Origin of the sequence: Microvirga sp. HBU67558 (assembly GCF_018069605.1) — a bacterium.
Classification (GTDB): domain Bacteria; phylum Pseudomonadota; class Alphaproteobacteria; order Rhizobiales; family Beijerinckiaceae; genus Microvirga; species Microvirga terrae.
In genome coordinates, this window is record NZ_JAGPUP010000516.1 from 1 (window position 1) to 24,253 (window position 24,253).

Genomic DNA, 24,253 nt, shown 5'->3' on the forward strand with positions numbered 1-24,253 from the left:
ACCCTCAAGGGAGGCGCTCATATAAACCCTCCCAGACACTTTGCAAGCGACTTCTTCAAAGGAACTGCCGCAAACAGCGACTGAAGGGAGGAGGCACCCTAGAGTAATATCGTTATGATGCGTCCAACTTCAAGGGACGTGCGACCTTAAAGGACACTGCATGACACGGTGTATGGTGGTGATTGGCCGCTGGTGGATCACGGCTGGGAATTGTTATGCTGCGGCCCTGAAGAGAGGTCATATTGTCAGATCAACAGTTCAACCCCGAGAGAACCGCCGAGCTTCTGGTTGACGCCGTTACCGATACGGCTTTCGTCGTGCTCGATCGCGATGGAACGGTCGAGAGTTGGAGCCGCGGCGCGGAGTACATCTATGGATGGAGCCGCGACGAGGTGATCGGGCGCTCCGCGTCCGTACTGTACAGTGCTGCAGACGGTTCCGAGGCGCTTCGTCACGACATCCTTGCGGCTCGCTCAACGGGGCGTCACAGGAGCCAGGGCCTTCGGCCACGCAAGGATGGATCGGTCTTCATGGCCCTGGCGACGTTGACGCCGCTCTCCGACGGCGAAGAGTGCGGCATTGCGATGATCACGCGCGACATCACGGCGTCGGTTGTCGCCGAGGAGGCGCTGAGAACGCGGGAGGCACATCTGCGATCGATCCTCGAGACTGTTCCAGACGCCATGGTGGTCATTGACGAACAAGCCCGCATCCAGTCCTTCAGCGCTACTGCGGTGCGTCTCTTCGGCTACGAGCCCGCCGAAGTGATCGGGGAGAACGTCAAGATCCTCATGCCGCCGCCATACCGTGAGCAACACGACGGCTACATGCTGCGGTACCGCAACACGGGCGAAAGGAGGATCATCGGAGTTGGACGCGTCGTCGTCGGGCAGCGCAAGGATGGTTCAACCTTTCCCATGGAACTGGCGGTCGGTGAGATGCATTCGGGAGGGATCCGCTATTTCACGGGCTTCATCCGCGACCTGACGGAGCGACAAAGGACGGAGACGCGCCTGCAGGAACTTCAATCCGAACTCGTTCACATGTCGCGTTTCACGGCTCTCGGAGAGATGGCCTCGACGTTAGCGCATGAAATTAACCAGCCTCTCACCGCGATCACTAACTATCTCAAGGGCTGCAGGAGAATCCTGGAGCGGATGGAGGGCGATGCGATTCCCATGCTGCGGGATGCGGTCAATGAGGCGGGCGAGCAGGCCTTGAGAGCCGGGCAGGTGATCCGCCACCTGCGCGAGTTCGTGGCCCGGGGCGAGAGCGAACGTCATCTGGAGAACCTGCCCAAGCTCATCGAGGAGGCAAGCGCTCTGTCCCTCGTGGGGGCGAAGGAACAAGGGGTTCGTGTTGTTTACGACTTCGATCCGGACGCTCCCTTCGTGCTTGCCGACCGGATCCAGATCCAGCAGGTTCTGCTGAACCTGATCCGAAACGCCATCGAAGCCATGCAGGAGACAGAGCGGCGAGAACTCCGGGTAGCCACCCGCACGGTCGATGCCGGGCATGTGGAGCTGAGCGTGGAGGATACCGGAGCGGGTCTCGCGCCCGAGGTCGCAGCTCAGCTCTTCCAGCCCTTCGTCACGACCAAGAAGCACGGAATGGGCGTCGGTCTGTCGATCTGCCGTACGATCGTGGAGGCCCATGGCGGGAAGATCTGGGCCGAATCGGCGCCAGGAACGGGAACGGCATTCAGATTCACGTTGAGATTGGTCGGCAGGGAGGAGATGTCGCATGCAGAGTGATGTTGCGGTGCATGTGGTCGATGATGACGTGGCCGTCCGGAAGTCCCTGGCGTTCCTGCTCGCCTCGGAGGGCCTCCCGGTCCGCCTGCATGAATCGGCCTCGGCCTTTCTCGATGATGCGCCTGCCGTCGAGACGGGATGCATCGTGACGGATGTCCGCATGCCGGGGATCGACGGAATCGAACTGATCCGCCGGCTCAAGGCCCGCGGCGTTGCCCTGCCTGTCATCGTCATGACCGGCCACGCGGATGTGCCGATGGCCGTCGAAGCCATGAAGGAGGGGGCGGTCGACTTCCTGGAGAAGCCGTTCGGGGACGAGGTGTTCCTCGCTGCGGTTCGTTCCGCCTTGGTCCGTCAGGAGAAGAGCAGCCACCATGGACACCAGCTGGCCGAAATCCAGGGGCGCTTCGATGCCTTGTCCGAGCGGGAGCGGCAGGTGCTTGACGGTCTGGTCGCCGGAAAGGCCAACAAGGTGATCGCCTACGATCTCGGGATCAGCCCGCGGACGGTTGAGATCTACCGGGCCAATGTCATGGCCAAGATGCAGGCCAAGAGCCTGTCTGAACTCGTCCGTCTAGCCCTCCTGATCGAGGCCAAATAGTCCCTTAAGGGATATTCCTGAGTAGGGCGGCAGCCCACTTCGTGCATAATTTGCCATGTTGGCCAAATGTCATGCCCATTGGCCGGAACCGATGATTGCACAGGCGTTTGATGTCTCACCCTACGGGGCTGGTCATCGTCGTGGACGACGACGACGCGGTCAGAAACTCACTGAAGTTCGCCCTGGAGCTTGAGGGTCTGACCGTGCGGCTGTTCAAGGGCGGCGCGGAGCTTCTGGCCGCGTCGGATCTGCCGGAGGGCGGGTGCTACGTGATCGATTACAACATGCCGGGAATGACCGGAATCGAACTCGTCGGACACTTGCGGCAACGCCGAAATGACTGCCCGGCGATCCTCATCGCGTCCCAGATCAGCGACGATCTCAACCGTCGCGCAGCCCGATCGGGATTCCGGATCGTTCTAGAAAAGCCGCTGCATGACAGCGAGTTGCTCGACAGCATTCACGCAGCGCTCGCGTAAAATCGAGCCTGCTCATGGTCTGTGCTCCTGCGGCACTCTGTTCTGTTCGTTTTGGATCGACTTCCTCTCCAAAGCGTTCGGCCTCGCGACCTTGTAACCGCGAAGCTGAATAAGCTCGGGTTGGTTGAAGAGGAAGCTGAGGCGCTCGATATCCTAAGCTAAGCGTTCAGGCGCTCGAGCGCCGCCCTGTTGCTCAGCACCACGTGGCGAGCCGAGGGGAGCGCGATCATGCGCTGACGCTCGAGTTGCGTGAAGGACCGCGAGACGGTCTCGATGGTCAATCCGAGATGGTCAGCGATATCCGTGCGTGACATGGGAAGATCTAGAGCGTCTTCATCGGCCGTGCGCTCGGCCATATCGAGTAGGAAAGACGCAATCTTTTCCAGGGCCGATTTACGGCCGAGCAGGAGCATGTGGTTCTGGGCCCGGATCAGGGAGCGCATCATTCCCATCGTTATATCCCGGGCGAGTTGCGCATCGCTTCCGGTCATAGAGGCAAGATGGCTGCGGCGATAGGCGACGATGATGCAGTCGCCGACAGATTCCGCGCTGAACCGGTAGTCCTCGCCAGCCTCGATGCCGAAAATATCGCCTGCCAGATGAAAAGCATCAATTTGGCGCCGTCCGTCGCTGAGGAGCTTGGACGTGCGCACCACACCGGACAGCACCTTGTAGACGAAAGCGGCTCGGTTCCCCTCGGCGAAGATTTCCTCATCCTTGGCGAAGGACTGGACCGAGCCGACGCTGGAGGCCGCGGGCTCCGCTGGCTTGCGCAGGGGCGGAACTTCCAGGCTGAACAGAGGAAGGGTCGAAGAAGTGGCCTTATTGAGGAGCGCTGTCTGCATCGGACCCTCGCGAACTCGTGAACGTGACGATGCTCCATGGGTACCGCCGCCGAGGCGCGGCAAAAATTCAGGTCTGATACCTAAGGGGTTTTCCTTAGGTCGCCGTTCCGGTGACCCGGAGTCCGTCAAGGGGGCGCACCAGATACTATGCGAAGATGCTCGCCGCCAGAGTTCCGAGGATTGCTCCCGTGAGCGCGGCGCCGTCGTGCAGGCCGAGGAGCCATCGCGGGAGCGAACCGTTCCTGTGGACCCAAAGCGTGGTCCCAAGGACGACCAGTGACCATCCGCCGCCGACGCAGGCCGCTCCGAGCGAAAAGCCGCTCGCATTCGTTGACAGCATGAATGCTGCTCCGCCGAACGCCAGCAGCAGGCCTCCTGTAACGGAGAGATGAACAGGGAGGGCCAGGCGGGGCAGGAACGCCAGGAGCAACGACGGAGCGTACATGGCCATCACATGCCAAGCTACGGCCCCGACGGCCGCTTCCGACGGCGCGCAGCCGATGACCGCGATTGGGGTTGCACCCATCAGTGCGGTCATCATGAACCATCCGACCGCACTGATCAGGGTCGGCGGCAGGAAGGCGCGCCATCCTGGCGTGCCGACGGCTTCGGTCTTGTGCTCGCGACGGCTTTGGTAAGGCAGAGAGGCGGTCGCCACCAGAGACGCCACATGGGCCACGGCAGCCGCAGCGGCCGTGCCGGCAAATACCCGCGTAGACGCCAGATCCTCCGCGACAAAGGCAAGGGTCGGAGCGATAAGGCCCGCCAGGGTGGCTGCGCCGAACACGATCAAAACGGTGCCGGCTCCCTTGCCGCCGACAGGCACCGCGGCATGGCGATAGAACAGGCTGAAACCGCCAGCAATTCCAAGCCAGAACGAGCCGAGCACCAGGGCTCCGAAATGCATGGACGCAAGAGCAAAGACGAGCACGAGGCCCCCGGCGGCACCCAGACTCGCTCCGAGGGAGAAGGCGGCCCGCCGGCCGAACGAGTCGAGCAGGAACGAGGCGGGCAGGCTCGCAAGAGCCGCCCCGATATAGAAGGCCATATAGGGAAGCGCGACCAAGCCGTGGCTTGGTGCGAGCGCCAGCCCGGCCAAGGGCAGGATGCTGAGTGTCAGGATCTGCGCGAGAACCGAGAACGCGAAGCCTGCGGCCAGAGGGATCGTGCCGGAGCGGCCCTCGTTTGTCCGACCCAGCGTGCCCGGGTCACAGACGCATTCGAGCTGTCCCGCCCGGGGCATGGGGACTGAAACGATCATTTCCGGACATCGTCGTCGGACAGGACGCGCACGGCGGCTCCCTGCACATCGTCATACTGGCCACTTTTCAGCGACCACATGAAGGCAGCCAGACCGGACAGGCCCAGCAGGAGTGCCATCGGAACGAGATAGATCAGAACTTCCATGGCTCAGGCTCCTTGCGCTGCCGGACGGGGAGACGACGGGATCGGCTCGGTCTGCGGCGCGCCCGGCATGCGCCCGCGAGCCCGGAGGGCATTAAGGGTCACGATGGTCGAGGAGCCGGACATCGCGAGAGCGGCGACCAGCGGCGTGACGTAGCCGAGAAAGGCGAGCGGAACCGCGATCAGGTTGTACACGAGGGCGATGCCGAGATTCAGGCGCATCAGGCGGTGGGCCCGCCGGGCAATGTTGATGGTGTCCTGCACGGGCTTCAACATCTCGCCCAGGAAGACGGCATCGGCCTGTGTCTGGGTCAGATCGGCGGCGATGATCGGCGAAAGCGACACGTGCGACGCGGCCAGGGCCGGCGCATCGTTGAGACCGTCCCCGACCATCAGCACCTTACGTCCTTCGGCCTTGAAAGCCTCGAGCGCGTCGATCTTGTCAGTGGGTTTGCAGCCGCCGCGCCACCACTCGATCCCGAGGGCCGAGGCGACTGGCGCGACGGCCTCCGGTCGATCGCCCGACAGGATATAGCAATCGAGGCCAGATTCGCGCAGGCTTTGAACGACCGCGGCGGCATCCGGGCGAAGGGCCTGCCGCACGAGCAGAACAGCCTTCTTGCCACCCCAGGAGAATGCAATCGCGGACGCTGCCGGATCGGTAGAGGCGACCTGGGCCGCGAGATCATCCATCCCGCAGAAGGCGGGTCGGCCCAACCGCATCTCCTCGCCGTTGACAATGGCTCGAACGCCCTGACCGGGTTCTTCCATCACGCCATCATAGGGGCTGGCCTGAGCCATGCGGGCGATGGTGGCCGCCAGCGGGTGGTGGCTCGACAAGGCAAGACGACCGGCCGCTCCCAGCACGGTGGGATCGATATCGCCGGCGTTGACGATGCTCATACCCGGCATCGTCAGGGTTCCGGTCTTGTCGAACACGATGGTGTCGACCTTAGCCAGCCGCTCGAACACATCTCCCGTGTTGAGGAAGACGCCGGCGCGGAAGAGGGCTCCCGAGGCGACCACCTGGACCACCGGAACGGCGAGTGCCAGAGCGCAGGGACAGGTGATGATGAGCACCGCGACGGCGGTGATCAGCGCGTCGTGAACGGACGCCCCGGTGGCAATCCAGGTCAACGCCGTGAGGGCGGCTGCCGCATGCACGACCGGGGCGTAGACCTTCGCGACGCGGTCGGCCAGTCGCACATAGCGGGACTTGGCTGCCGCGGCATTCTCCAGCAGGCGCTCGACTTCGTCGAGGAGCGTGCCCTTGCCGGCGGCGGTTACCTTCACGGTCAGGGTGCCATGGGAGTTAAGGCTCCCCGCATAAACCTGACTGTCGGCCCGGACAGGGCGGTGAGCGGTCTCGCCGGTGACGAGGCTCTCGTCGATCTCGGACGAACCGGCGATGACGATGCCATCGACCGCAATGCGCTCGCCAGGACGCACCAAGACCCGGTCCCCGATCTTCACGGCAGCGGTTGGTAGGAGAACGACCTCGCCGCTGTCTTCGATCCTGTGAGCCACTTCGGTCCGGAACGATGCCAGGTTGCCTGCCACGGCGCGGGTTCTTCGACGCATGGCCTGATCGAGGTAGCGGCCACAGAGCAGGAAGAACAGGAGCATCACCACCGAGTCAAAATAGGTGTGCTCAGCGGAGTTGATCGTCTCGACAACGGAGACGGTGAGCGCCAGCAGGATGCCGATGACGATCGGAACGTCCATGTTTGTGCGGCCGTTGCGCAGGGCGTTCATCGCGCTCTGGAAGAAGGGCTGGCCCGCATAGGCCACCGCCGGAAGCGCGATGAGAGCCGCCAGCCAATGGAAGAAATCACGGGTCTCAGGTGTGATGTCCGTGACGTTGCCGGACCAGACTGACACCGCCAGCAGCATGATGTTCATGGAGGCGAAGCCGGCCACGGCAAGGCATTTCAGGAGCCATTTGGCCCGGCGGTCCTCTTCCTCCTCCACGAGCCTGGACCGGAAGGGATGGGCCCGGTAGCCGAGCCGCTCCAATTCGTCTACGACCTGAGCCGGGGAGAGCGCCCCCACGCGCCATTCGACGGCGAGACGATGGTTGGTGTAGTTCAGCCGTGCATCCACGATGCCGGGAAGCCGGCACACGCCGCCTTCGATCTCGTCAATGCAGGCGGCGCAGTCGATCCCTTCGATAGCGAGGTCGAGATGGGATGTGCCATCGTCCTGGTGCTTCACATAGATTGACAGGTCGAGCGCTTCGGCCATCACAGAGACCTCCTAGAGCGAGATGCGGGTCTTCGAGCGAAACAGAGTCTCAGTCTCCCGCCTGAGTTCGATGACGAGGTCCCATTGGCCCTCCGGCATGGGAGTGAGGCTCATGAACCGGCCTGGGGTCACTTCGACGAACTCGAGCGGCACGTCGCGACGCTTGTCGGTCGGATGGGCCAATCGGATCTCGGGGCCGAGGCCTGCCAGCGCCTGTCCCTGGGCATCCCTCGCCGTGATGATCACGCCGGCCGGACCATTGCGTTCGAGGGACGCCTCGACGGACCAATGGCGCGCGTCCTGGGCTTGAGCCGCCGCGACATCGTTCTTGAACGACAGGCCGGCCTTGTAGGCGCTCTCCGTCTCGACCCCGCTGAAGCTGGAGATGGCGACCCGAACCATGTAGAAATTCATGGCGAAGATGACGCCGAAGAATGTGACGAAGTAGAGCAAAACCGTCCGTCCGGTGATCGGTCGCGGCGCCCGGCCTGGTGTGCTGACGGGAGTGGACATCTGATTTCTCCTCAGGGGGCCTTGAAGTGATCGTTCGTGCTGGTCGTGTCGCCGGTGGCGAGATCGGTCAGAACGAACCGGAGCGGTACCGAATCCTCGGCGCGCGAACTCGTGTCGGTCACGAGAGCCCGGGCTTCGAGGGTCTGATCCGGACCGACGGTGACGGTGGGACGGCCCTGCTGATCAAGGTCTCCGCCCACGACGTCGATCCTCGCCTCCGGCAGACCTTCCAGGGTGAGGGAGTAGCGCCGTTCGTCTAGTGTCTTGTTGGCGACCCGGATCGTAAACCCATTGCGAATGGACCCGTCCGAGAGGCGCACGTAGAGCGGGTTGCGATCGTGCATCACGCTCAGGTAGAGGCTCTGGCGCATGGCGAGCGACCCGATCATCACCAGACCGACGACGGTCATGAGCCCCGCGTAGAAAAGGGTGCGGGGGCGCACGATGCGGCGGACTTCCGGGCGGCCCTCGATCCGGGCCTGGACGTTCATGTCCGTGTCATAGGCGATTAGGCCCTGCGGACGTCCGATCTTCACCATCACGTTGTCGCAGGCATCCATGCACAGGCCGCACTGGATGCAGTCGAGCTGAAGGCCCTTGCGAATGTCGACGCCTGTCGGGCAGACGGCCACGCATTGATTGCAGTCGATGCAGTCGCCGGCGGGCAACCCCTGTAGCTTCAGGACGTCGTTCTTCTTCACTGAGCCGCGCGGTTCGCCACGATCATAGCGGTAGGTGACATTGAGGGCATATTCATCGGTCAGCGCCGCCTGGATCCGCGGCCAAGGACACATATAGGTACAGACCTGCTCTCGCATGAACCCGGCAAGCGTATAGGTCGTGAAGGTCAGGATGCCGATCCACAGATACGCGACGAACGACGCCTGGAAGGTCGCGAGCTCATACACCAGGGTTGGCGCATCGGCGAAGTAAAGCACCCAGGCGCCGCCGGTCCACCACGCGATCATGAGCCAGATGACGTGCTTGAGGGCTTTTCTGCCGAGGACAGGGAGGGTGAGCTTCCCTTTGTCCTGGCGCATGCGCTCTCGCCGGTCGCCCTCGACCCAACGCTCCACCGCATAGAAGAGGTCGGTCCAGACAGTCTGAGGGCAGAGATAGCCGCACCAGATCCGGCCGGCGACCGCATTCATGAGGAAGAGGGTCAGGGCCGCCAGCACGAGAAGGCCGGTGATGTAGTAAACCTCCTGTGGCCAGATCTCGATGAAGAAGAAGTAGAACCGACTATTGGCAAGATCGACCAGGATGGCTTGATCCGGCGCGTTGGGGCCGCGATCCCAACGGATGAAGGGCAGGAAGTAATAGATCCCTAGCGTGATAGCGAGCACGATCCACTTGATCGTACGGTAGCGGCCCTTGACCGCCTGCGGGTAGATCTGCTTCCGAGGAGCATAGAGCGGAGCGTCGTCGGCCGAGGCTCCGAGAGGGTGGGGAAGGGGGGCGTCAGCCATCGAATCTGTCGCAATCGTCTCGATCTGAATGACGATGAGATACGATGAGCGTGACAGAGCCGCCTTGATTCAAATCAAGCAGCGATCGGAGCGCACCCCGGTCGCTGCGTCTTGCGGTGTCAACGACTTAGCGAGCCTGATCACCACCCAGGGAATGCACGTAGAGGGTGAGCGCCTTGATGGTCGTGTCGTCGAGCCGCCCATGCCAGGTCGGCATGACTCCGCCGCGCCCGTTCATCAGGCCCTCGACGATGGTGGCCTTGTCGGAGCCGAAGAGCCAGATCTTGTCGGACAGGTTGGGTGCGCCGAGGTCCTGGTTCCCTAGTCCCTTCTCCCCATGGCAGGCCGCGCAGTTGTCTGCGAAAACCTTCGCACCCGCAGCCAGATTGGCGCTTTTGTCGGTCGGCAGGCCCGCGAGGGAACGGACGTAATCGGCCGCCTGCAGGATCTCTTCGCGCTTGAGCATCCCGTCGCGACCGAAGGCCGGCATGGAGCCGGAATGGCCCTGATCGCTCGTGGAGCGGGCGCCGTGGCGGATCGTCTGGTCGATTTGGGCGAGCGACCCGCCCCAAAGCCAGTCGTCATCGTTCAGGTTCGGGTAGCCCTTGGCGCCTGCGCCGCCGGCTCCGTGGCAGGGGGCGCAGTTGTCTCCGAATGCCGCCTTGCCCTGGGCCCGCGCGAACGCGAACAGTTCAGGGGTCTGCCTGATCTCGTCCAGTGAGCTTGCGGCGAGCTTCGCGGTCATGCCGGAACGCTGCTGCTTGAGAGCGTCGAGATCGGCCGTCACCGCATCCCGCGAGTGCCAGCCGAGCGCTCCTTTGGTGTAGGAGGAGACCAGTGGCCACGCCGGGTAGGCGATGCAATAGGCGATCGCCCACGCGATGCAGGCATAGAACGTCCACAGCCACCAGCGCGGCAGAGGATTGTTGAGTTCCTGGATGTCGTCCCAGCTATGCCCGGTGGTGGTCACGCCGGAAACGGCGTCGACCTGTTCATGTTTGTCATGGGCCATGGGATCAATCCTCCTGGAGAGGCATGCGGGAGGCCGCGTCGAAGCGGTCCTTCCGTGAGGGAGCGAGGGCATAGATCAGCACCGCTAGGAAGACGGCGACGAAGTAGAGGAGCCCCCATGTCTGGGCGAATTCTGCAAAGAACTTGTATGCGGCTGGCATGGTCGTGATCCTCAGCGCACGTTGGCCTTGTTGTCATAGAGCTTGAAGTCAACCTGGGTGCCCAGCATCTGCAGATACGCGATCAGGGCGTCGGCTTCCGTGACCTTCTGCGGATTGCCGTCGAAGGCCCGGGACTGAGCCTTGGGATAGCGCTTGGCGAGATCGATGGCATTCGGATCGTCGGCATTGGCCTGGATTCGGACATCGCTTTCGGCATGCTTGAGCATCTCGTCGGTATAGGGAACGCCGAGCGTCGCCTGCACCTTCAGCTCCTCAGAGATGGCCGATGCATCGAGCTCGGTCGTTTCGAGCCAGGGATAGCCGGGCATGATCGAGCCGGGCACCACGGCGCGCGGATCCTTCAGGTGATCCTTGTGCCAGTCGTCGGAGTACTTGTTTCCGAGGCGGGCGAGATCCGGGCCAGTGCGCTTGGATCCCCATTGGAAGGGCCGGTCGTACATGCTCTCGGCGGCGAGCGAGTAGTGTCCATAGCGCTCGACCTCGTCGCGCAGGGGACGGATCATCTGACTGTGGCAATTGTAGCAGCCTTCACGCACGTAGATGTTGCGGCCGGCGAGCTCGAGAGGGGTGTAGGGACGGACGCCCTCCACCTTCTCGATGGTGCTCTTGAGGTAGAAGAGCGGCACGATCTCCACGAGGCCGCCGATGGAGATCACGATCAGCACGCCGATGATGAGGATGATCGAGTTGGTCTCGAAAATCTTGTGGCGGGACCAGAAAGACATGACCGTTTCCTTTATTCCGCGGCAATGAGTGCGGGCTGCATGGCCTGAGGAGCCTCCTCGACCGCCTCGCCGACCGAGATCGTCTTCCAGACGTTCCAGACCATGATCAGGCTGCCGGCCACGAAGAAGGCACCGCCGAGCGCACGGATGACATAGAAGGGGTTCATCGCTTCCACGGTCTCGATGAAGGAGTATTCGAGGAAGCCGAGACTGGTATAGGCGCGCCACATGAGGCCCTGGAGGATGCCTGCCACCCACATCGACGAGATGTACAGGACGATCCCGAGGGTCGAGATCCAGAAGTGCCAAGACACGGCCTTCATGGAGTAGAGTTCCTTCTTGTTCCACAGCCACGGTACGAGGCAGTAGATGGCGCCGAAGGAGATGTAGGCGACCCAGCCGAGGGCTCCGGCATGAACGTGGCCGATGGTCCAATCGGTGTAGTGAGACAGAGAGTTAACCGCCTTCACCGACATGAGCGGTCCTTCGAACGTCGCCATGCCGTAGAATGCGACCGACACCACCATGAGACGAAGAACCGGATCGGTGCGCAGCTTGTCCCAAGCGCCCGAGAGCGTCATGAGGCCGTTGATCATGCCGCCCCAAGAGGGCATCCACAGCATGACCGAGAACACCATGCCCAGGGTCTGCGCCCAGTCGGGCAGGGCGGTGTAGTGCAGGTGGTGGGGACCTGCCCAGATGTACATGAAGATCAGCGACCAGAAGTGAATGATCGACAGACGGTAGGAATAGACCGGCCGCTCGGCCCGCTTCGGGATGAAGTAGTACATAATGGCAAGGAAGCCGGCAGTGAGAAAGAAGCCGACCGCGTTATGGCCGTACCACCATTGCACCAGAGCATCCTGCACGCCCGACCATACGATGTAGCTCTTGGGCGAGAAGAGGGAGACCGGAGTCGCAGCGTTGTTGCCCAGATGAAGGACCGCAATAGTCAGGATAAAGGCGAGGTAGAACCAGTTCGCCACGTAGATGTGGGGCTCCTTGCGGCGCATGACCGTGCCGAGGAACACCAGGAAATACGTGACCCAAACGATCGTAAGGAAGAGGTCCGCGTACCATTCGGGCTCGGCATACTCCTTGCCCTGGGTGATGCCGAGCAGGTATCCCGTTCCGGCGATCACGATGAAGAAATTGTAGCCTAGCACCACAAACCAGGGTGCGATGTCGCCGACCATCCGGGCGCGACAGGTGCGCTGCACGACATAAAACGAGCTGGCGATCAGGACGTTGCCCCCAAAGGCGAAGATCACCGCCGAGGTGTGCAGCGGCCGCATCCTGCCGAAGGACAGCCACGCCGTGTCGAAATTGAGCGCCGGGAAGGCGAGTTGAAGGGCGATCAGGAGGCCGATTGTGAAACCCGCGACGCCCCAGAACACGGAAGCGATCGTGGCGAACTTCACCGGACCCATGTTGTAGTTCGGCTTGCCGCCGATGGTCAGCGGTGGCAGTTCGGCCGGCCGCTCGTAAAACCGGTTTACGATAGCGAATACGGCGGCGACACTGGCCGCTGCAAAGAGGTAGGCGTGAAAGGCGTATTCGGGCGTATAGGCCTTCGCCGCGATGATGATGCTGAGGAGTGCCAGCCCGGCGAAGGCAAGGGCGGAGCCCATTTCGCCGAAGGTCATTCCTTTTGAGGGTGCTGCCGCTTGAGCCATAGGCTTCGACCTTTTGAGATTATCGGCGAAGCCGTGAGCTTCGCCGTCAGTAGAGTCGTGTAATGGGAGGGGCGGGAGGGGGCATTGATGCAGATCAATGGCCGGACGCCGGCGCCTTAGAGGGCGGTGGAGTGACGCTGGCCGTCGTTCCCGAGGTAGCGGTCGAACACCGCGCAGACGTTTCGGACAAGGGCACGGCCCTCGTCCGGGATCGTCAGGGTCAGTCCGTCGCGCACGACGAGGCCGTCCGCCGCCAGTTCGTCGATGACCTCGATCTCGTGCCTGAAATTCGGGGCCTCGCCTCGGGCGTTCGACGCAACGTCCTGGAGATCAACGGAAAAGTCGCACATCAGGCGTTCGATGATCGTTCGGCGCAGGCGGTCATCCTCGGTCAGGGCGACGCCGCGGACGACCGGGAGTTGGCCACCGAGAACGGCCTCCCGGTAGGAGGGCGTCGTCGGCGCATTCTGGACATAGCCCTGCGGCACCGAGCCGATCGCCGAAGTACCGAAACCGATCAGGGCTGCAGCCTCGTCCGTCGTATAGCCCTGAAAGTTGCGGTGAAGCCGTCCGTCCTGCTGACGAATCGTCATGGCGTCGTCCGGCTTGGCAAAGTGATCGATCCCGATCTGCACATACCCGGCCTCAATGAAGGCATGGGCTGCGGCTTCGCGCTGCTCGACGCGCGCCACCGCATCGGGGAGCGCCGCTTCGGGCAGGAGGGCCTGATGGCGTTTCATCCAGGGGACATGGGCGTATCCGAACAATGCGATGCGGTCGGGATCGAGCCTCAGGGCACGCTCTACGGAGCGCCTCACGCTCTCGACGCTCTGGAACGGCAGGCCGTACATCAGGTCCAGGTTCAGGCCGTTCACGCCGGCCTGGCGGAGCCATGCGGCCACCTGGGCGGTCTGCTCGAACGACTGGATCCGCCGGATGTTCTCCTGGACCTTCGGGTCGAAATCCTGGACACCCAGGCTTGCCCGGTTGAGGCCGGCTGCCGCAAGGGCTTGAACGTGCTCCGGCGTGATCGTTCTCGGGTCTATTTCGACGGCGATCTCGGCCTCGGGCCGGATCTCGAAGGCCAAGCCAAGGGTACGGGAGATCCGCAGAAGATCGCCCGGGGACAGGATCGTTGGCGTTCCTCCGCCCCAATGGATATGGGTGACAGCCATGCGGCCGGGCAGGTGGCGCGCCACGAGTTCGATCTCCCGCTCCAGGCACTCCACATAGGCCGCGACGGCCGTGTAGCTGCGGGTCACGGCGGTGTTGCAGCCGCAATAGAGGCAGAGTTCCGCACAGAACGGCACGTGCAGGTACAGGGACAGGGGCTTGCCCGGCTCCAACTCGGCGAGCCAGGACGCATAGGTCTCAGCCGTGACGTCCGGCTTGAAGTGCGGGGCGGTGGGATAGCTCGTATAGCGCGGGACGCGCTGGTCGTAGCGGGCAATGAGTTCAGGGGTCATGATGGAAGCTTGCATGGAAGCTTCGCGATCCGCTTTGACCTGGATCAAAGCTGGCAGATCCCTGGAACGGCATACCAATTGCGCCTTCCATTCGGATTCCACCGGTCCCGTCGGCGCGGGGCCGGTGCACCGCCGCTCTGTCCGGGCGGGAAAACCTACCGGCCGTCGACGGACGAGGCTCGATCGCCGCGGCACGGTTGCGATATCGTCGCCCTGCCACACCTTCATCCTTCCCACTGGGCCGATCCTGGAGCAGCAGACATGACGGACATCCATCTTCTCATCGACGGCCGGGACGTGCCCGCCTCCAATGGCGCCACCTTCGAGCGGCGCGACCCGATCTCCGGTGACGTGGCGAGCCGGGCCGCCGCCGCGGGCGTCGCCGATGCGCAGGCGGCCGCCGATGCGGCGGCAGCCGCCTTTCCGGCCTGGTCCAGGCTCGGGCCGAACGCCCGGCGCGCGGTGCTCCTGAAGGCTGCCGATCTGCTCGAGGGCAGGGCCAAGGACTTCGTGACCCTGATGGCGACCGAGATCGGCGCGACCGCCGGCTGGGCGCAGTTCAACGTGAAGCTCGCGGCCGGCATGCTGCGCGAGGCGGCTTCGCTCACGACGCAGATCACCGGCGAGATCATCCCGTCCGACAAGCCGGGCTGCGTGTCCATGGCGGTGCGCCAGCCGGCCGGGGTCGTGCTCGGCATCGCGCCCTGGAACGCGCCGGTCATCCTCGGCGTCCGGGCCATCGCGACGCCGCTCGCCTGCGGCAACACGGTCGTCCTGAAAGCCTCCGAGATCTGCCCCGGAACCCATCATCTGATCGGTGCCGTCCTGCGGGAGGCCGGTCTGCCGGCCGGCGCCGTCAACGTGATCACGAACGCGCCGGAGAACGCCCCGGAGGTGATCGAGGCCCTGATCGCCCATCGGGCCGTGCGCCGGATCAACTTCACCGGGTCGACCCGGGTCGGGCGCATCATCGCCGAGACGGCGGCGCGCTTCCTGAAGCCCGTGCTTCTCGAACTCGGAGGCAAGGCGTCCCTCGTGGTGCTGGACGATGCCGATCTCGACGCCGCCGTTGCGGCATCGGCGTTCGGGGCCTTCATGAACCAGGGCCAGATCTGCATGTCGACGGAGCGCATCGTGGTCGACGACGCGGTGGCGGACGATTTCGTCGCCAGGCTCGCCGCGAAGGCGGACTCGCTCCAGGCCGGCAATCCGCGCCACGGAAACTTCGCCCTCGGATCCCTCGTCGGCGTCGAGGCGGCCCAGCGGATCAGCGGGCTCGTGGACGACGCCGTCTCGAAAGGCGCCAGGCTCCTGGCCGGCGGCCGGGTCGACGGCACGGTCATGTCGGCGACGGTTCTCGACCATGTCACCCCGGCCATGCGGCTCTACGGCGAGGAATCCTTCGGCCCGGTGGTCTGCGTGATCCGGGCGGCGGGACTCGAGGAGGCGGTCCGGATCGCCAACGACACGGAATACGGCCTGTCGGCGGCGGTCTTCGGCCGGGACGTCACGCGCGCCCTCGACGTGGCGCACAGGATCGAGTCCGGCATCTGCCACATCAACGGGGCCACGGTGCACGACGAGGCTCAGATGCCGTTCGGCGGCGTGAAGGCGAGCGGCTACGGCCGCTTCGGCGGCAAGGCCGGGATCGCCGAGTTCACGGAGCTGCGCTGGATCACCATCGAGACCGGCCCGCAGCATTTCCCGATCTGAGGACGCCTGCCACGATCCTTGGATTCTTGCCGGGAACTTCGCCCGTCCGGCTCGCTTGCCCTGCGCGGCGCCCTAAGTGAGAAGAAGCACCCTCAGCCAGGGCGCCGTCAGGAGAGCATTCGTGAGGCCGGTCATCATTGCCGTCGCGATCACGGGGTCGGTCCCGCGCAGGAAGGACAATCCGGCGGTGCCGATCACCCCGGACGAGCAGATCGAGTCGACCCGTCAGGCCTACGAGGCGGGCGCCACGCTCGTCCACATCCATGTCCGCAACGACGACGAGACGCCCTCGTCCGATCCGGATCGCTTCGCGGCCGTCCAGGCCGGTGTCGCCAGGCACTGCCCGGGCATGATCATCCAATTCTCGACCGGCGGCCGGGGGCGTGATCCGGCCCAGCGCAGCTCCGCCCTCGGCCTGCGCCCCGACATGGCCTCCCTCTCGACGGGCTCCGTCAACTTCCCCACCATCGTGTACGAGAACCACACGGTTCTGGTGGACGAGATGGCGGGAAAGATGAAGGAGTTCGGAATCCGCCCGGAGATCGAGATCTTCGATCTCTCTCATCTGCACGGGGCCAGGCGCCTCGCCGACAAGGGGCTGCTCGACGATCAGCCGCATATCCAGTTCGTCATGGGAATCCAGAATGCGCTTCCGGCCGAGGAGCGCCTGCTCGACATCCTGCTCAAGGAAGCCAAGCACCTGTTTCCGAACTGCACCTGGACGGCGGCCGGGATCGGGCGCCATCAGGCCCCGGTCATGGACTGGGCGCTCGCGCGGGGTGCGGACGCGGTCCGGACCGGGCTCGAGGACAACATCCGCATCACCCGGGATCGGCTCGCCTCCAGCAACGCGGAACTCGTGGAGCACGCGGTGCTGTCCGTCGAGCGGCACGGCCACCGGGTCGCGACCCCGGACGAGGCCCGGGCGCTGCTGGGCTGCAGACCGGTTCCTGCGACCTAGAGCGGGTGTATCGCTCTCAGATCCAACCTCTGCGACGGGCGACACCGGCCGCGATGCCGATGAAGGTACCCAAGGCGGAGATAACAACCCAGAAGCCGATGACGCCAGTTTGTGTGTAGGGCGTCTCGAAATTCATGCCGAACACGCCCGCCACCGCCCCGATCACGCCCAACATCACGGTGACGAAAGTCAGCCTGCGGACAAGGTCATTCGTCGCTTCTGCCGTACGGGTCGTAAATAACTCAAACGAGCCGTTCACCAGTTCGCGGGCGTGGTCGACGGCATCCACGGCACGCTCGAACCGTCGTTCCAGGGATTGATAATGCGCAGCCGCCTCGGACTCGAAGATTTGAGCGAAGTCCGGACGTGAGAGCCCGTAGAAGACAGGGCGTTGCTGATTCAGGAAGTGGCGAAGTTCGGACACCTTGCGCCGCATCCCGACCACGCCTGCGAGCAGGCTGCGCCGGGCCGAGTGCGCCAGCATCGCCTCGTCGATCCGGTCCAGAAACTCCTCGAGTTCGCTGACGGCCTCGAAATAGGCGCTCAAATGCCAGTCCAGCAGGGATGCCGCGAGCGCCGGTGGGCTCAGAGCCCCGATCACCGTCTCACCCTTGCCCTGGTCGCGGAAGGCCTGAAGGAACGGCAATTCGCCATCATGCACGGTAATGATCCACCGCGGGCCAATGAGAAAGTCCAAGTGGACGGGACGCCACTTGGTTAGGGCCCGATCCCCGTTGCCGTTCTCTCCGCGCGAGAGGCCGATAACGTCGAACTGGAAGTACTCGCCGTAGTTGTCCAGATACGGCGCCTCTTGAGGATTGAGCAGTTCCCTGACAGAACCGCGGTCCAGGCTGAAGAGACCGGCGAGATGCTCCACCTCATCGCGATTGCGGCCGCTGACGTCGACCCACAGGAGCGTTCGTTCGTCGAGGCCCGCCAGGCATTGCTCATCGAGATCGACCTCTCGGTCATGTCCATCTGCATTATAGAGAAAGGCCTGGATCATTTTCCCTGGATTGATTCTGCCAGATTGAGGTCGCGTTTACTGCCCGATGCTGGCCAGCAGAAGACTTGATCCGATCAGGCAACCGAAAGACGCAGCAAAAAGTATCGCGGCTCGGGTGAGAGACGGTTTCGCTTCCGCGCCTGATGGGCGTGAGCCGACACCTTGCGATTCCTCTACGCTTCGAACACGATCCATGACCTCTCCTGCCTGAATTGCACGGCGGCATGAGGACTGAACGGAAGTGGCAGGCGGATTATTCCATCAAACAGGGAAAAAATATCATCGGAGGCGCAACGATGACGCACATTGCGCACCTGTTGCAGCCTCAAGCCAAGAGCTCGGTTCACAAAATAGTCGAATAGGTGGCTATGGCGATCGGGAGCGTCACGAAGATGACCGTCGTTACGATCTTTTCCAGGCGGTCGATTTCATTCTCGGCATCCGTGATTTTTGCATGAATTCTTGAATCGTCACCGCTCATCATGATCACCAGTTCTATAAATAAACTATGTGATGACAACGTTTGGCGAGCGTCCGAGGTCCATGTGACGAGCCACGAGCCGGGCCTGTTTCTCCGCACGGTGCCATCACGGGAAAAGAAGCATTGTTTCGAACCCGAAAGCGCAATTCCACGTCTCACGTCCGATGCGCTAAAGCAGGTAGCGCAGCGACTCGCTCGCCGCGCTCAGCGACGGCAGGAAGCGCTCGCGCATCTCGTCCGCCGAGACGCGCCCGGCCTGCGCGCTGAGATTGAGCGCGATCGTCACCTGGCCGTTCTTCTGGACCACCGGCACGGCGATGGAGCGCAGGCCGAATTCGAGCTCCTCGTTCACGATGGCATAGCCCTGGCCGCGCGTGGCTTGGAGGACGGCACGGAATTCCGCCTTGTCCGTCACGGTCTTCGGCGTCCTCGCCTCCAGGCGGACGCGCCCGAGATAGGCGTCGATCGCCTCCTCGGGCTGGTAGGCCAGGATCGCCCGGCCCAGGGAAGTGCAATAGGCCGGGAGACGGCTGCCGACCCCCAGGCCGATGGACATGATCCGGCGCGTGGCCGAACGGGCGATGTAGACGATGTCGTCGCCGTCGAGGATCGCGGCGGAACTGGATTCGCCCGTCGCCTCCGAGATCTGCTCGAGAAAGGGCTGTACCCGGGTCGAGAGCGACGCGGACGAGAGATAGGCGTAGCCCAGCCGCAGGATCCGGGGGCTTAGGGAAAAGTAGCGCCCGTCGAAGCTCGCGTAGTTCAGCCGGGTCAGCGTGAGCAGGTAGCGCCGGGCCGCCGCCCGGGTGATGCCGGTCAGCTTGGAAACGTCGGACAGGGTCAGGCGGGGCCGGCTGGCATCGAAGGCCTCGATGACGAGGAGGCCCTTTTCGAGACTCGCGACGAAATCCCGGTCGCTGCCCTGATCCTCGATATTTGCACCCTGCATCGCCCGCTCCGGAGGGGTATGGTGAACTTTGGTAGCCTTGACACCCCCATGCCAAACCGTACTACATGTGCGATATAGCTTTCAATGTTCGCGATGCGCACAAAGGGCTAGACGATAGGATGAGAAGACCGCGATCCTGGATAACGAGATCGGGGCGCCTAGAGGGAGGAACGGAATGAAGGTTTCCAACGCAATTCTCGGAGCCGCCATCGGGGCTCTGCTGGCGGGTTCGGCCATGGCCGACACGATCAAGGTCGGCATCATCGGGCCGTTCTCGGGGCCCTTCGCGCTCCAGGGAAAGAACTTCCAGGCCGGCGTCGAGGCCTACATGGCGCTCAACGGCAAGTCCGTGAAGGGCCATGACATCGAGGTGATCTACCGCGATCTCCCGGCGGCCAATCCCGCCCAGTCCCGCGCCCTGGCGCAGGAGCTGGTGGTGAAGGAGAAGGTGCAATATCTCGGCGGCGTGTACTTCACGCCGGACGCCATGGCGATCACGCCCCTGCTCAAGCAGGCGAACACGCCGCTCGTGATCTTCAACGCCGCCACCTCGGCGATCATGACCCAGTCGCCCCTGGTGGTGCGCACCTCCTTCACGACCGCGCAGACGACCTCGCCCCTGGGCAAGATCGCCACCGAGCGCGGCGTCAAGAAGGTGATCTCGGCGGTGAGCGATTACGGCCCGGGCGTCGATGCGGAAGCGGCCTTCAAGAAGGCGTTCGAGGCCGCCGGCGGCCAGGTGGTGGAAGCCATCAGGATGCCGCTCAACACCACCGATTTCAGCCCGATCATGCAGCGCGTGCGCGATTCCGGCGCCGAGGCGGTCTTCGCCTTCCTGCCGTCCGGCCCCACGACCCTGGGCTTCGTGAAGGCCTACAACGAGACCGGCCTGAAGCAGGCCGGGATCAAGTTCTTCGCACCGGGCGATCTCACGCAGGAATCGGATCTTCCCGCGCTGGGCGACGGCGCCGTGGGCCTGCTCACCACGTTCCATTACGCGGTCTCGCACGACAGCCCCGAGAACAAGAAGTTCGTCGAGGCCGCCACCAAGGCCGTCGGCGGAGCCGACCAGCTCTCCTTCCCGTCGGTCGGCGCCTATGACGGCATGCACGTGATCTACAAGATGATCGAGGCGACGGACGGCAAGCAGGATGCCCAGAAGGCCGTGGACGCGGTGAAGGGCCTGGCCTGGACGAGCCCCCGTGGTCCCGTGAGCATCGACGCCGAGACCCGGCACATCACGGAGAACATCTATCTCCGCGAGGTCGTGAAGGGTCCGGACGGCAAGACCACCAACAAGGAAATCCAGACCTTCCCGAACCAGAAGGATCCTGGCCTCGCCACCCAGTAAGCGGGCGGCCTGCACTCTCGAAGACGCGGCGTGGTGACGCCGCGTCTTCCGCTCAACCGATCAGCCGCGCGTCCGGGATTCTCCATGCAGACCGTCCTCAGCATCGCGATCGACGCCTTTGCCTACGGCATGGCCCTCTTCATCATCTGCATCGGCCTGTCGCTCACGATGGGGCTGATGCGGGTGGTGAACCTGGCGCATGGCGCCTTCGCGATGATCGCAGGATACATCGCCTCCTACGCGGCGCGCGATCTCGGACTCGGCTACGCAGTCGCGATCTTCCTGGCGATCATCGGCACGGTCGTGATCTCCATTCCCCTGGAGCGCCTGCTCTACCGCCGGATCTACGGCCGGCCCGAGCTGACCCAGGTGCTGATGACCATCGGCATCACGTTCTGCATCATCGGCATCACCAACTACTTCTTCGGCCCGACCCTGAAGACGATCCCGCTCCCCGGCAGCCTGAGCCAGCCGGTGGATGTCGGCTTCAAGACGATCGCCGCGCACCGCCTCTTCGTGATGGCCTGCGGAATCGTCGTGGCCGGCGGGCTCTGGTACCTGATCGAGAAGACCGATTTCGGCATCAAGCTGCGGGCCACCGTCGACAACGCCGCCATGGCCGACGCGCTGGGGGTGCGCACGCAGGTGGTCTACGCCGTCAGCTTCGCCATCGCCATCGGGCTTGCGGCCTTGGGCGGGGTCGTCGGCGCCGAGTTCCTGCCCATCGAGCCCTACTACGCCCTTCGCTACATGGTGACGTTCCTCGTCGTCGTGTCCGTCGGCGGAGCCGGGTCGATCCCCGGCGCGGTCGCCGCCTGCCTTCTGCTCGGTGCGGTCGATACGACCGGGCGCTACCTCATGCCCGAGTTCGGCAACTTCTTCTTCTATGCCGCCGTGATCGCCATCGTGTGCGTGTTCCCGCGCGGCTTCTTCGGAAGGGCCCAGTAACGTGCAGGTCGCCGCTCAAGCACAGAGAATCGCATCGCCGTCGGACGTCGGGAACCGGTGGCTGCGGGACGCGATCGGCCTCGCCCTGATCATCGCGGCGGGCCTTGCGGGATACTGGCTGTTCCCCGACAACCTGGCGCTCCTGACCCGGGTCATCGCGGTGGCGCTGCTCGTCCTCTCGCTGGACCTCATCACGGGCTATTGCGGCGTTGCCTCGCTGGGACAGGCCTCGCTCTTCGGCGCGGGCGCCTACGCGGCGGGGATCGCCTGCGTGAACGGCGTCACCGAGCCCCTGACCCTCATCGTCATCGGGTCGGTCGCCGGAGCGGTGGCGGGCCTTCTCATGGGCACGATCATGCTGCGCGCCCATGGCCTCGCCCAGCTCGTCCTGTCCATCGCCATCGTCCAGCTCTTTCACGAGGCGGCCAACAAGGCCTCGGCCTATACCGGCGGCAGCGACGGGCTCGCGGGCCTGACGGTGAGCCCGCTCTTCGGCGTATTCGAGTTCGACCTCTGGGGGCAGACCGCCTATCTCTTCGGGCTTGCCCTGCTCGTCGTCGTGTTCGTCGCGCTCAAATTCATCGTGTCGTCGCCCTTCGGCATGCTGTGCCGGGGCATCAAGCAGGACCCGATCCGCATTCGCGCCATGGGGTCCTTCGTGTTCCCGGTGCTCCTGAAGATGTTCGTGATCTCGGGCGCGGTGGCCGGCATGGGCGGGGCACTGGCTGCGATCTCCACCCAGGTGGTCGGCCTCGACAGCGTCAGCTTCGAACTCTCCGCCAATGCCCTGGTCATGCTGGTGCTCGGCGGTCTCGGCTCGCTCTACGGCGCCCTCGTCGGAACGGTGATCTTCATGGGGTTCGAGCACATCGTGTCGGCCATCAATCCGTTCCACTGGATGACCATGGTGGGGGCGCTGCTCATCGCCGTGGTGCTCGCGGCGCCCGGCGGCCTGAGCGGCGTGCTCGAAACGCTCGCCGGATCGGCCCGGCGCAGCAAGGGAGGGCGCTCATGAGCGACCTGTTCCGCGTCGAGGGCCTGACCAAGAATTTCGGCGGCCTCGCGGTCAGCCGCAACATCTCGCTGTCGATGCCCGCGGGCGAGCGGCTGGCCCTGATCGGGCCGAACGGCGCCGGCAAGACCACCTTCGTCAACCTGGTGACGGGACAGATCCCCCCGAGCGCCGGCCGCGTGGTTCTCAACGGTGAGGACGTTACCGGCCTCGGGGCCGTGCGGCGGGTGCGCAAGGGATTGGTGCGCACCTTCCAGGTGACGCGCCTTTTCTCCGAGCTGACCCCGGAAGAGCACGTGACGCTCACCGTGCTCCAGCGCGAAGGCAAGGCGCGCCGCATCCTGAGCCGCTTCACGGGCCATTCCGAGGTGGCCGGCGAGGTGGAGGGGATTCTCTCGACGCTCGGCCTGCTCGACGTGGCGCGCCGCAGGGTCGGCGAGATCGCCTACGGCCAGCAGCGTCTGCTGGAGATCGGCATCGCGCTGGCGCTGCGACCGAAGGTGCTGCTGCTCGACGAGCCGGCCGCGGGCGTTCCGTCGAGCGACACGCCCAGGATCGAGCAGGCGCTGGAGCGCCTGCCGCCGAGCCTCGCCGTGCTGATGATCGAGCACGACATGGATCTCGTCTTCCGCTTCGCCAAGCGCGTTGTCGTGCTGGCGGCGGGCGAGATCATCTTCGAGGGCCTGCCCTCCGAGGTCGCCGCCGACGACCGGGTCCGTGAAGCCTATCTGGGGAACTATGCCCATGCCCGCAGAATCGCTTGAGGTCCGCCGATTGAGCGCGGGCTACGGCCCGACGGTCGTCCTGGAGGACGTGTCCTTCTCCGTGCCCTCCGGGGCGCGCCTGTCCATTCTCGGCCGCAACGGCATGGGCAAGACCACGCTGCTTTCGACCCTGATGGGCATGAACCGCCGCTATGGCGGCGAGATCCTGATCGGCGGCGCCGACGTGTCGTCCCTCAAGAGCTCCGAGCGGGCGCGCCGGGGCATCGGCCTCGTGCCGCAGACCCGCGACATCTTCCGTTCGCTCACCGTGGAGGAGAACCTGGTCGTCGGAGTCAAGGACCGGCCGCGCAGCGTCATCCAGGAAGCCTACGACATGTTCCCGCGCCTGCACGAGCGGCGCGCCAATCTCGGCTGGCAGCTGTCGGGCGGCGAGCAGCAGATGCTCTCGACCGCGCGCACCATCCTGGGCCGCCCGTCCGTCCTGCTCCTCGACGAGCCGCTCGAAGGACTGGCGCCGGTGATCTGCGAGGAGCTCATGGCGGCCTTCACGCGGCTTGCCTCCAGCGGCGAGATGACGATCCTGCTCGTCGAGCAGCGCCTGGAGAGCGCGCTGGATTTCGCCGAATCGATCCTGATCCTGGAGCGCGGTCGCATCGCCTGGCAGGGGACGAGCGAGGCTCTGCGCGCCGACCAGAACCTGGTCGAGCACTATATCGGCGTCGGCTCGTTGCATTGAGG

At 64.2% G+C, this 24,253-nt stretch carries 25 protein-coding genes; 11 read left to right on the forward strand and 14 right to left on the reverse strand.

Going from position 1 to position 24,253, the window contains the following annotated elements:
- Window positions 1-242: 242 nt before the first annotated feature.
- From KBI52_RS14510 to KBI52_RS14520, 3 genes are all read left to right on the forward strand, one after another.
- Window positions 243-1,754 (forward strand): PAS domain S-box protein, encoded by a 1,512-nt coding sequence (locus tag KBI52_RS14510; protein ID WP_247654395.1) that lies wholly within the window; start codon window positions 243-245, stop codon window positions 1,752-1,754.
- A complete protein-coding gene (fixJ, locus tag KBI52_RS14515) occupies window positions 1,744-2,355 on the forward strand; it encodes a response regulator FixJ (protein ID WP_210808338.1) in 612 nt (203 codons plus the stop codon). Before KBI52_RS14510 ends, fixJ begins: the two co-directional genes overlap by 11 nt.
- Before the next feature lie 110 nt (window positions 2,356-2,465).
- Window positions 2,466-2,834 carry a response regulator gene (locus KBI52_RS14520; protein ID WP_173948326.1) on the forward strand — a complete coding sequence of 123 codons (369 nt, stop codon included), beginning with the start codon at window positions 2,466-2,468 and terminating at the stop codon, window positions 2,832-2,834.
- Between the two features lie 158 nt (window positions 2,835-2,992).
- Here the strand turns inward: KBI52_RS14520 and KBI52_RS14525 are convergent, their stop codons facing one another.
- From KBI52_RS14525 to hemN, 11 genes are all read right to left on the reverse strand, one after another.
- Complete coding sequence (locus KBI52_RS14525) at window positions 2,993-3,679, reverse strand: helix-turn-helix domain-containing protein (RefSeq protein WP_173948331.1); 687 nt, start codon at window positions 3,677-3,679, stop codon at window positions 2,993-2,995.
- A gap of 145 nt (window positions 3,680-3,824) precedes the next feature.
- The gene (locus KBI52_RS14530) at window positions 3,825-4,940 is read right to left on the reverse strand and encodes a hypothetical protein (RefSeq protein ID WP_210808340.1); all 1,116 of its coding nucleotides are present in this window, start codon (window positions 4,938-4,940) and stop codon (window positions 3,825-3,827) included.
- On the reverse strand, window positions 4,937-5,086 hold the full coding sequence (gene ccoS, locus KBI52_RS14535; RefSeq protein WP_173948324.1) for a cbb3-type cytochrome oxidase assembly protein CcoS: 150 nt from the start codon (window positions 5,084-5,086) through the stop codon (window positions 4,937-4,939). Before ccoS ends, KBI52_RS14530 begins: the two co-directional genes overlap by 4 nt.
- A 3-nt stretch (window positions 5,087-5,089) precedes the next feature.
- Complete coding sequence (locus KBI52_RS14540; protein ID WP_210808342.1) at window positions 5,090-7,327, reverse strand: heavy metal translocating P-type ATPase; 2,238 nt, start codon at window positions 7,325-7,327, stop codon at window positions 5,090-5,092.
- Between the two features lie 12 nt (window positions 7,328-7,339).
- Window positions 7,340-7,840, reverse strand: a complete 501-nt coding sequence (locus KBI52_RS14545; RefSeq protein WP_210808344.1) for a FixH family protein — start codon at window positions 7,838-7,840, stop codon at window positions 7,340-7,342.
- 11 nt (window positions 7,841-7,851) lie between these two features.
- Window positions 7,852-9,309 (reverse strand): cytochrome c oxidase accessory protein CcoG, encoded by a 1,458-nt coding sequence (gene ccoG, locus KBI52_RS14550; protein WP_210808346.1) that lies wholly within the window; start codon window positions 9,307-9,309, stop codon window positions 7,852-7,854.
- A gap of 127 nt (window positions 9,310-9,436) precedes the next feature.
- A complete protein-coding gene (ccoP, locus tag KBI52_RS14555; RefSeq protein ID WP_173948320.1) occupies window positions 9,437-10,321 on the reverse strand; it encodes a cytochrome-c oxidase, cbb3-type subunit III in 885 nt (294 codons plus the stop codon).
- A 4-nt stretch (window positions 10,322-10,325) separates the two neighbouring features.
- The gene (locus tag KBI52_RS14560) at window positions 10,326-10,481 is read right to left on the reverse strand and encodes a cbb3-type cytochrome c oxidase subunit 3 (protein ID WP_173948319.1); all 156 of its coding nucleotides are present in this window, start codon (window positions 10,479-10,481) and stop codon (window positions 10,326-10,328) included.
- An 11-nt stretch (window positions 10,482-10,492) separates the two neighbouring features.
- Window positions 10,493-11,227: a cytochrome-c oxidase, cbb3-type subunit II gene (gene ccoO / locus KBI52_RS14565; RefSeq protein ID WP_173948318.1), complete on the reverse strand. Its 735-nt coding sequence runs from the start codon at window positions 11,225-11,227 to the stop codon at window positions 10,493-10,495.
- An 11-nt stretch (window positions 11,228-11,238) separates the two neighbouring features.
- Window positions 11,239-12,903 carry a cytochrome-c oxidase, cbb3-type subunit I gene (gene ccoN / locus KBI52_RS14570; RefSeq protein WP_210808348.1) on the reverse strand — a complete coding sequence of 555 codons (1,665 nt, stop codon included), beginning with the start codon at window positions 12,901-12,903 and terminating at the stop codon, window positions 11,239-11,241.
- Window positions 12,904-13,019: 116 nt separating this feature from the next.
- Window positions 13,020-14,369 carry an oxygen-independent coproporphyrinogen III oxidase gene (gene hemN, locus KBI52_RS14575; RefSeq protein WP_210808391.1) on the reverse strand — a complete coding sequence of 450 codons (1,350 nt, stop codon included), beginning with the start codon at window positions 14,367-14,369 and terminating at the stop codon, window positions 13,020-13,022.
- A 261-nt stretch (window positions 14,370-14,630) separates the two neighbouring features.
- Here hemN and KBI52_RS14580 point away from each other — a divergent pair, with 261 nt between their 5' ends.
- A complete protein-coding gene (locus KBI52_RS14580; protein WP_210808350.1) occupies window positions 14,631-16,082 on the forward strand; it encodes an aldehyde dehydrogenase in 1,452 nt (483 codons plus the stop codon).
- Window positions 16,083-16,203: 121 nt separating this feature from the next.
- Window positions 16,204-17,043 (forward strand): 3-keto-5-aminohexanoate cleavage protein, encoded by an 840-nt coding sequence (locus KBI52_RS14585; protein ID WP_210808352.1) that lies wholly within the window; start codon window positions 16,204-16,206, stop codon window positions 17,041-17,043.
- A gap of 16 nt (window positions 17,044-17,059) precedes the next feature.
- On the opposite strand, the gene KBI52_RS14590 is transcribed toward KBI52_RS14585, so the two are convergent.
- Window positions 17,060-17,920, reverse strand: a complete 861-nt coding sequence (locus KBI52_RS14590; protein ID WP_371823172.1) for a magnesium transporter CorA family protein — start codon at window positions 17,918-17,920, stop codon at window positions 17,060-17,062.
- Here KBI52_RS14590 and KBI52_RS32950 point away from each other — a divergent pair.
- A complete protein-coding gene (locus KBI52_RS32950) occupies window positions 17,912-18,118 on the forward strand; it encodes a hypothetical protein (RefSeq protein ID WP_247654400.1) in 207 nt (68 codons plus the stop codon). The two genes, KBI52_RS14590 and KBI52_RS32950, sit on opposite strands and share 9 nt — an antisense overlap.
- Before the next feature lie 274 nt (window positions 18,119-18,392).
- Here the strand turns inward: KBI52_RS32950 and KBI52_RS14595 are convergent, their stop codons facing one another.
- Together KBI52_RS14595 and KBI52_RS14600 are read right to left on the reverse strand one after the other, a co-directional pair.
- Window positions 18,393-18,530 carry a hypothetical protein gene (locus KBI52_RS14595; protein ID WP_173948313.1) on the reverse strand — a complete coding sequence of 46 codons (138 nt, stop codon included), beginning with the start codon at window positions 18,528-18,530 and terminating at the stop codon, window positions 18,393-18,395.
- Window positions 18,531-18,699: 169 nt separating this feature from the next.
- The gene (locus KBI52_RS14600; protein WP_173948312.1) at window positions 18,700-19,479 is read right to left on the reverse strand and encodes an IclR family transcriptional regulator; all 780 of its coding nucleotides are present in this window, start codon (window positions 19,477-19,479) and stop codon (window positions 18,700-18,702) included.
- 175 nt (window positions 19,480-19,654) lie between these two features.
- Between KBI52_RS14600 and KBI52_RS14605 the strand changes: the two genes are divergently transcribed.
- The 5 genes from KBI52_RS14605 to KBI52_RS14625 all read left to right on the forward strand — a co-directional run bounded on the left by KBI52_RS14605 (window position 19,655) and on the right by KBI52_RS14625 (window position 24,251).
- On the forward strand, window positions 19,655-20,830 hold the full coding sequence (locus KBI52_RS14605) for an ABC transporter substrate-binding protein (RefSeq protein WP_173948311.1): 1,176 nt from the start codon (window positions 19,655-19,657) through the stop codon (window positions 20,828-20,830).
- A gap of 84 nt (window positions 20,831-20,914) precedes the next feature.
- The gene (locus KBI52_RS14610) at window positions 20,915-21,778 is read left to right on the forward strand and encodes a branched-chain amino acid ABC transporter permease (protein WP_173948310.1); all 864 of its coding nucleotides are present in this window, start codon (window positions 20,915-20,917) and stop codon (window positions 21,776-21,778) included.
- A 1-nt stretch (window position 21,779) separates the two neighbouring features.
- The gene (locus KBI52_RS14615; RefSeq protein WP_210808354.1) at window positions 21,780-22,793 is read left to right on the forward strand and encodes a branched-chain amino acid ABC transporter permease; all 1,014 of its coding nucleotides are present in this window, start codon (window positions 21,780-21,782) and stop codon (window positions 22,791-22,793) included.
- Window positions 22,790-23,554, forward strand: coding sequence for an ABC transporter ATP-binding protein (locus tag KBI52_RS14620; protein WP_173948308.1), 765 nt, complete (start codon window positions 22,790-22,792; stop codon window positions 23,552-23,554). Before KBI52_RS14615 ends, KBI52_RS14620 begins: the two co-directional genes overlap by 4 nt.
- On the forward strand, window positions 23,535-24,251 hold the full coding sequence (locus tag KBI52_RS14625) for an ABC transporter ATP-binding protein (protein ID WP_210808356.1): 717 nt from the start codon (window positions 23,535-23,537) through the stop codon (window positions 24,249-24,251). Before KBI52_RS14620 ends, KBI52_RS14625 begins: the two co-directional genes overlap by 20 nt.
- Window positions 24,252-24,253: the final 2 nt, after the last annotated feature.